Origin of the sequence: Chamaesiphon sp. GL140_3_metabinner_50 (assembly GCF_025361915.1) — a bacterium.
Classification (GTDB): Bacteria; Cyanobacteriota; Cyanobacteriia; order Cyanobacteriales; family Chamaesiphonaceae; genus Chamaesiphon.
On sequence record NZ_JANYJC010000160.1, the window covers coordinates 1 to 7,854 of the forward strand.

Below are 7,854 nucleotides of genomic sequence, written 5' to 3' on the forward strand. Positions count from 1 at the left end.
GGCTGTGGCACAAGCATTCCGCACTCTAAATACCGCACTGAGAGTATTAGTCCGCGATCGCAAATGCCCGATCTCGCGCAAAAATTCAAAGGAGTGGCGTTTTTTCTGGAGGGGATATGTTTCGGGATCTGCTTCGCCGTATACTTTAACCTCAATGGCTTTGACTTCTACGCGCTGCCCTTTAGCAGGGGACTCTACCAATTCGCCTATAATTTCGATCGATGCGCCCGTGTTAATTTGTTTGAGGATCGTGGCATAATCGGGGACATCTTTATCGATGACCGCTTGAATATTTGCCATGCACGAACCATCGTTAATATCGACAAAGGCAAATTCTTTGGCTTCGCGCTTACTCCGAATCCATCCCCGCACGGTGACGGCATCTCCAGGATTCCCTCCACGGAGGATTGTAGCAATATAATTAGTAATCATCTTCGGTCGGGCTTGTAGATCGGTGTAGGTTTGTCCCACCTTACTAGTCTGCCATACATCCCCGATCGAACAGGCACAACAACGAGGCGAATCGAACGTCAATGGCTAAATTACCAGATCCAGTCATCTCGAATATTTTTATCATCCAACGCAGGATAATTGAATGCCTCGATTCTACGACTGCAACAGAATTCCGATTATTTGAGCGGATTGGTGAAACAGCCGAAACTCTACCAGAACTTGAAGAACTCCAGAATATTAAGGAGAAGCTCAGAGCGAAATATTCTAGGCTCTACAATCTGCTATTGAGAATCGCGGAGTCTCAACCCACTGCATCTGAGGATATGTTAGTTTTATTGTATCGATCGATAGAGTCAACCGAAGCTTCGCTAGATGCCAGTATTGCCAGTCTGCGAGAAATTCAACGTAATTGGAACTAGTTATGAACGACCAATTTAGAATTCCCGATCCTGAAACTAGAGCAAAATCGCTTGCTAGTTTAAAAGCAGCTAGTCGATTATTAGATTTATCTAATTTACAGTTAGATGAAGCGATCGCATTTGTAGAAAAAGATTTACGCGAACAACAACGAGCTAGGTTGCTATACAAATCTAATTCAATCCCTGTCAATAAAACTGAGATCTAAAAGCTGAGATTTATCATCTATTTCTCAATTACTATGGATCGATATAACAATGCTTGCAATATTCGGGTAAATCGTGAGTGCTGATGCGCTCGCGCAGTTCTTGATAAGCTTCAGAATTCCAGATATCCTTAAACTCTTGCTCGAAGACATTACCCATTTTTACCACATCAGCATCGGCGACTACACAGCAAGGAACCACATCGCCATTAGCTGCTATGTAAGCACTTTTCCACGCCCACGGACAAGGTTTATCGCGACAAAAGCGAGTCGATTCGTTGACGACAAGTTTGATGCCTACTTCAGTCGCTGTTGCTTGAGCGGTGGCGAGTTGAGTAGCGAAAGTATCGGATTCGGTAGTAACTTGAATATCATCGGTATGAGAGAGCATTTCATTTTTACCCCAGCTAGAGAGATAAGGTTGAATGGAAATATAATCGAGTCCGAGATTTTTAGTTAACTCGACAATTTGAGGTAACTCATGGACGTTTTTTTGAGTGATGACAGTCCAAGCGGAGACTAATAAATTGCTGTTGGGTTTACGTTCGCTAACAAGCATTTGCACATTTTCGACAATTTTGTTAAAGCGGCTACCTGGGCGCATTCGCTCGAAGGTTTCGGCGGTAGCTCCATCGATGCTATAGGTAATCTGAGTTCGATTGAGTTGCGCTAGTTGTTTGGCTCTGTCTGAATCGCAAACGCTACCATTAGTATGAAAATGCATCCGCAGCCCTCGTTCTTCACCAGCTTGGAGCATGGGAATGAGTTGCTTGTTTAGAAATGGTTCTCCCATACCTTGGAGCTTAACTTTCATCAAATTTGGGATTTGTTCGAGTACTTTAATAAAAGTTTCTCGATTGAAATAAGCAGGTTTTTTATCCCAATAAGTAACTTGACAGTGGCTGCATTTAAAATTGCAAGTATTATTCGGCTCGATATCGATCGCGACAGGCAAGCATGGCACTTTTTTCCATCTCATTTTATAAGCTAATCTCGTGCCAACCCAATCCAGTCCAGCACGAGGCTTGAGTGCCAAATCTTTAACAAAGAATTTTAAGTCTTTTAATAACATTGCTAATTACCCTTTTGAAGTGACGCTCGATCGAATCTTCTGCTGCTCTAATTTTCATTCTTACCATCCGCACGATCGGTCTATTACTCGTCGTTTGTGGATGTCTGAAAAATTGAGATTGCTATCTGCGGGGTTTTTCTAATTTTAATGTACTATTTCAGTCTGAATTGGGAATATCGCCAGAACTTAATATATGTACACATTCTGAGTTTTTCCATGCTCTGGATAGTATTTAACAACTAATTGAGACTTAGATCGAGTTTTTCCTGTGCTGCTTTAAGTGCGGCTTGCGGCGAATTCTTATTTAATAAGATCGATTCGATCGCGCGTCCGAGTTGTTCGGATATTTGACTGTAACTTGGTTCGATCGGACGAGATCTACCATATTTAGCTTGGTCTAAAAATACTTGAGTTGCCGGAGTTTTACTGACATAATCTCGATAGCTAGATTCCTGGCGAGATTTGAGATTAACAGGCAAATATCCGGTGCCTAATGCCCACTCGGTTTGAAATTCTTGACTTAATACATATTCCATAAATTCCCAAGCTGCTTGTTGATGTTGGGGGCTACTTTTCATCATAAATAAGTTCTCGCCACCGACACTAGTTGCCGATCGAATCCCGGCGGGAATGGGCATCACATCATAGTCAGTAAACTTCATACCTGCTAATTGTCCGAATGTCCACGGCCCGGTTAATTGCATGGCAACTTTGCCAGTTAAGAAATTATCTAATTCATAACCTCGTTCTGGTGAAGATAAAATTGCCGTGCCCGATTTAATTAAATCTTGCCACAATTGCAGCGCGGCGATCGCACCAGGATTATCGATCGATATCTTTACTCTTTGAGGATTATTGCGACCCGATTGAGCTTGTTTGGGTATTAATTCGCCACCGCCACCCCACATAAATGGTAGCCAGGTGAATACAGTCCATTCGCCTTGTCCTAATGGTAATAACATCCCAAACTTATCATTTTTACCATCGCCATTAGTGTCGCGCGTGAGCTGTTTAGCTGTAGCTATTAATTCTTGCCAATTAGTTGGTAAATGTTCGATGCCAGCAGCTTTAAATAAACTCGGACGATAAAAGATGCCCACATTATTTGTTGCAAATGGAATCGACCATAAATTATTCTCGTATTGCATCGAACCGAGTAAAGCCGGATCGATATCTTTAGCTATAGCCGATCGATCCCACCATTTATCTAAAGGTTCGATCGCTTCTAAATCGACTAATTGCCCCGTTAACATCGACCCAAACCAGAGTAAATCTGGTGGTGTACCACCGACAATCGAGGCGAGAATTTTGGGTAATTGCCGATCGGATTGACCGACATATAACGACTCAACTTCGATAGTCGGATGTGTGAGATTAAATTTAGTTACTAACTTCTGAAAAACATCACGATTGGGTGGCGGATTGATGCCTTGCCATAAAGTCAGATGTGTCACTCCATTAATATCTCGTCGCGCTGGCGTACATCCGGCGATAATTACGAGTAAAATTAGAGCAATCGAAATTCCAACTTTAGTAGCTAATCGGTTCATATGTCAGGTCATAGTAAATGGGCAACTATTAAGCGACAAAAGGCACGGGTTGATGCTGTGCGTGGGAAAACATTTACCCAATTATCACGAGCAATTATTGTCGCCACCCGCAATGGGATTCCCGATCCCGATGGTAACTTTCAACTCCGAACGGCGATCGATAAAGCCAAAGCCGCAGGTATTCCCAACGATAACATCGATCGGGCGATCGCCAAGGGTGCGGGGACTCTAGATAGTAGCAACCAACTCGAAGAAATTCGCTACGAAGGCTATGGCGCGGGAGGGGTAGCTATTATTGTCGAAGCTCTGACAGATAATCGCAACCGCACGGCGGCAGATCTGCGATCGGCTTTTACCAAACGGGGTGGTAACCTGGGGGAAATGGGCTGTGTGGGGTGGATGTTCGACCTCAAAGGCGTGTGCGCGATCGCCGGGAGTGTCGATGAGGATAAACTGTTAGAAGCGGCTCTAGCGGGCGGTGCGGATGTCTACGAGTTAATCGAAGATGAAGAGCAGCCAGGGGCGGAAGTATTTACGACAGTAGCCAATCTCGAACACTTGAATTCTACCCTGCGATCGACTGGTTTTAAAGTCAGCGATGCCGAGTTGCGCTGGATTCCGCAGACTACCGTACTAGTATCAGATCCAGAGCAAAGTAAGCAACTGCTCAGACTAATTGAGGTACTCGAAGCTCTAGATGATGTCCAAACCGTGACTGCTAACTTCGATCTGGCAGACGAACTGTACGATTGAGAGGATGTCTGAAAAGTCTAGCTTGTTAAGCGTAAACCCTAGAAATCCCCCTCAATCCCCCTTCAAAAGGGGGACTTCCGGATCCGGTTCCCCCCTTTTGAAGGGGGGTTAGGGGGGATTGGGATCTACGATCGAGAATAATCGCGGGATCGAGTGTTAAACTGAATAATGAACCCCACATTTGACCTACTTTTTACTCGACTTAAATGTCAACAATTGCCAAAAAATGCGATCGAGAGTAAAAACAATGGTGGATGTGTATCTAAGTAAGTGACATTACCATAATGTTAACCAATATTACAGGCAAGGAGGCGATCGCGAGTGGACGAGTCCTATCAAACTTATCTCAATCGCGTGGCAAAGATGACCCTACCTGCCACCTACGAATCTCAGGTCAAAAACATCCAACGTTCGCCTAAATTTAGGCTAAATGAGGATGGAACTCAAGCACCAGTATCATTCCCAGGGTATTCGGCGATCACGCCACCGGGAGCTGAAGATCCGGGTAATAGTGCCGTATTTAAAGATTTAGCCGCATGTCAGCAACAACTCATCGAGAAACTAGAACCAGATTTATTAGTATTAGTCGATCCAGCTAGTTTTCACTTCACGCTAGCCGATTTAATTTGGGATAGTGCCTACCTGACAGCAGTCGCCACCAATGCTGATTTTGAGAGTAAATTAGTCGATTGCATTGCCGATAGTTTTAAAATCTATCAAGATGCGCTCGTCGATCCGACCCCCATTCGCTGGCAAATTATGGGATTAACGGTCAGACCGCGCGCGATCGAGGTAAGCTTAGTCCCAAAAGATGAATCTAGTTACGATCGCATTATTGCGCTCCGACGCGCGATCTATCAAAATTCGAGTCTCATGGCACTGGGCATCGAGCAGCAATACTATTTTACCGCTCACACGACGCTAGCTTACTTTGCTAACGTCCAGCAAGAAATCGATCGGGTGCGACTCAGCGATACATTGCAAGCATACAACACGCACTGGTTAGACAATCCTCAAGAAATTACTCTAGCTCACGGGCAATTGCGGAAGTTTACCGATATGTATACTTACCAACGAGAACCAAATTTCCCGATCGTGCAATTGTAGATAGCTCTGAATTTCTAGATAATACTGCAACGATAACCAACTTTGGTTATCGTTTTTTTATGCCCCGATTCGATTCAGATACCCAGACGCTGGTGGTTTCGATAGAATGGATAGGTACAAAGGCAGCAACCATCGCCCCTACAGCCACTAACCCAGGTTGCGAGTCTATGGGTTTTTAGTAAGATGGGTGTTAGGTTTTAGCTATTAGGTTTTGCGGATCGGATCGCGCGGAGGTTCCCTCTCGCCAGAGTGTTTCACCAAGCAAGGTTTTATCCGATCGTTAATACCCAATACCTAATACCCAAATCTTTAACCTTGGTTATAACTAGCAACTTGCGTTACTACTGAAATTTACATTCATTCCTACCCACTAGATTAGATGTCTCTATCTTCTTATCAGATCCGCTGGTGCAATAGCCTATCAGAAATTCCCCAAGCTGATTGGGATGCGCTAGCAGTGCCCTTAAAGACTCCATTTTTAGAATGGGACTGGTTGAATAACCTAGAGACTTCTGGCAGCGTTACCGCCGAAACTGGGTGGCTACCGACGCATTTAACCGTCTGGAGCGGACAAACATTAGTTGGAGCCGCAGCTTTATATGTCAAGGGACATAGTTATGGCGAATTTATCTTCGATAATCAGTGGGCAGATTTAGCGCAGCGGATGGGCATTAGGTATTATCCCAAATTGGTGGGCATGAGTCCGGTGACACCAGCCGAAGGTTATCGATTTTTAATCGCACCGAACGAAGATGAAGCCGAAATCACCGAATTAATGCTGCGATCGATCGATGATTTTTGTAAGCTGCATCGGTTGTCTGGCTGCCACTTTTTGTATGTCGATCCGCAGTGGCGATCGCAAATGGAGACGTATGGATATAGTCTGTGGATCAATCACAATTATGTCTGGCAAAATCAGGAGTACCAGAATTTTGACGACTATTTGGGCGGATTTAATGCCAACCAACGGCGGAATATCAAACGCGAACGCAAGTCGGTTGGCGATGGTGGCTTGGAGCTAAATACGGTCACGGGAGATAGCATCGCACCTCAGTTATTTTCCCAGATGTATGCTTTCTATGCCGATACCTGCGATAAATTTGGGTGGTGGGGGAGTAAATATCTAACTCCAGAATTTTTTGACGGGTTACACGAGCGTTATCGCCATCGAGTGGTATTCGTGACGGCAATGGGAGCAGATCCGACCGCCCCCGTGGGGATGTCTTTTTGTATTACTAAAGGCGATCGACTCTACGGTCGTTATTGGGGTAGTAGTGAAGATGTCGATTGCCTGCATTTTGATGCTTGTTACTATACTCCGATCGAGTGGGCAATTCAGCACGGAATTAAAGTTTTCGACCCCGGCGCAGGTGGTAGACACAAGAAGCGGCGCGGCTTTCCCGCAACGGCTAATTATAGTCTGCATCGATTTTATCACCCTCGATTTGGCAAAATCTTACGCGACCATCTCGTCGAAGTGAATGAGTTGCAACAGCAAGAAATCATCGCCATCAATCAAGATTTACCGATGAAGATCGCTCCTCAGACGATCGTCGATCCTCAGGCTTCGCTCGGTACGAGCGGTTGAAATTCGAGCGAGATCGCCACCGGACTTTAGTGCAGATCGATCGCTATTACCGACGTGAATTCACTCGTAATCTAGTCGATCGCCACTATTTTGAGCAAAAAAGAGCAGATTTCCGCTCTAAAAATCCACAAATTGTTAAATTATCGGTTAATCTAGATTTAATAATTAGATTAACTATTAAGTTCATGACCCTATTAACCGATAATTTAACAACAATCGATCGCGAGCTATCCAATCGACACATCGATCTCGATCCGAATGGTTACTTTATTATTTATGTCGATCGAGTCGCTGGCTTAATCTGTGCCAAGCACTATAGTAATGCGATCGACGATCGTGGTTTGGCAGTAGATCCCGAAACTGGTAAAGTTATCCCCGCCAAAGGTGCGGTGGCACGCACGAGCGATCTCTTATTTACCGGACGAACTGCCAAGGAATTATGCGTTAAATTAATCGAACAAACCCAACCTTGTCTGGTAAGTATGTTCGACCATGCCGCATATTTAGGTCGAGAATTCGTCCGTGCCGAAATTGCTCTACTCTCAGGTGCTGAATATATTCAAGATTAGAATCGGTTGTCAGTCGTGAGCAAATACGATTACAAGTAGCGTGTATAAATACTAAATATTACCTTTGTATAACTAATAAGGGGCTTGCAATTTAATAAACTACCAGTAGGTTTAGGTTGTGCCTACGGCAGGCTAAACCT

At 44.4% G+C, this 7,854-nt stretch carries 9 protein-coding genes; 6 read left to right on the plus strand and 3 right to left on the minus strand.

What is annotated here, in order from left to right; genetic code table 11:
* Positions 1-432, minus strand: a 432-nt coding sequence (locus tag Q0R35_RS08260) for an OB-fold nucleic acid binding domain-containing protein (RefSeq protein ID WP_295615986.1), incomplete at its 3' end; no start/stop codon positions are given.
* Between the two features lie 101 nt (positions 433-533).
* On the opposite strand from Q0R35_RS08260, the gene Q0R35_RS08265 reads away from it, so the two are divergent.
* Both Q0R35_RS08265 and Q0R35_RS08270 read left to right on the plus strand, forming a co-directional pair.
* On the plus strand, positions 534-872 hold the full coding sequence (locus tag Q0R35_RS08265; protein WP_295615965.1) for a hypothetical protein: 339 nt from the start codon (positions 534-536) through the stop codon (positions 870-872).
* Between the two features lie 2 nt (positions 873-874).
* Positions 875-1,078 carry a hypothetical protein gene (locus Q0R35_RS08270; protein ID WP_295615968.1) on the plus strand — a complete coding sequence of 68 codons (204 nt, stop codon included), beginning with the start codon at positions 875-877 and terminating at the stop codon, positions 1,076-1,078.
* A gap of 31 nt (positions 1,079-1,109) precedes the next feature.
* Here Q0R35_RS08270 and Q0R35_RS08275 read toward each other — a convergent pair whose 3' ends face one another.
* A complete protein-coding gene (locus Q0R35_RS08275) occupies positions 1,110-2,147 on the minus strand; it encodes a radical SAM protein (protein ID WP_295615971.1) in 1,038 nt (345 codons plus the stop codon).
* Between the two features lie 239 nt (positions 2,148-2,386).
* Positions 2,387-3,697: an ABC transporter substrate-binding protein gene (locus Q0R35_RS08280; protein ID WP_295615974.1), complete on the minus strand. Its 1,311-nt coding sequence runs from the start codon at positions 3,695-3,697 to the stop codon at positions 2,387-2,389.
* Here Q0R35_RS08280 and Q0R35_RS08285 point away from each other — a divergent pair, their 5' ends adjacent.
* From Q0R35_RS08285 to Q0R35_RS08300, 4 genes are all read left to right on the plus strand, one after another.
* Positions 3,698-4,450: a YebC/PmpR family DNA-binding transcriptional regulator gene (locus tag Q0R35_RS08285; protein WP_295615977.1), complete on the plus strand. Its 753-nt coding sequence runs from the start codon at positions 3,698-3,700 to the stop codon at positions 4,448-4,450.
* A gap of 321 nt (positions 4,451-4,771) precedes the next feature.
* Entirely contained in the window at positions 4,772-5,557 is a 786-nt protein-coding gene (locus Q0R35_RS08290; RefSeq protein WP_295615980.1) for a DUF1868 domain-containing protein, read from the plus strand.
* A gap of 379 nt (positions 5,558-5,936) precedes the next feature.
* On the plus strand, positions 5,937-7,145 hold the full coding sequence (locus Q0R35_RS08295) for a GNAT family N-acetyltransferase (RefSeq protein ID WP_295615983.1): 1,209 nt from the start codon (positions 5,937-5,939) through the stop codon (positions 7,143-7,145).
* A gap of 185 nt (positions 7,146-7,330) precedes the next feature.
* Positions 7,331-7,714, plus strand: coding sequence for a DUF4346 domain-containing protein (locus Q0R35_RS08300; protein ID WP_295615989.1), 384 nt, complete (start codon positions 7,331-7,333; stop codon positions 7,712-7,714).
* The last annotated feature ends 140 nt before the right edge of the window (positions 7,715-7,854 follow it).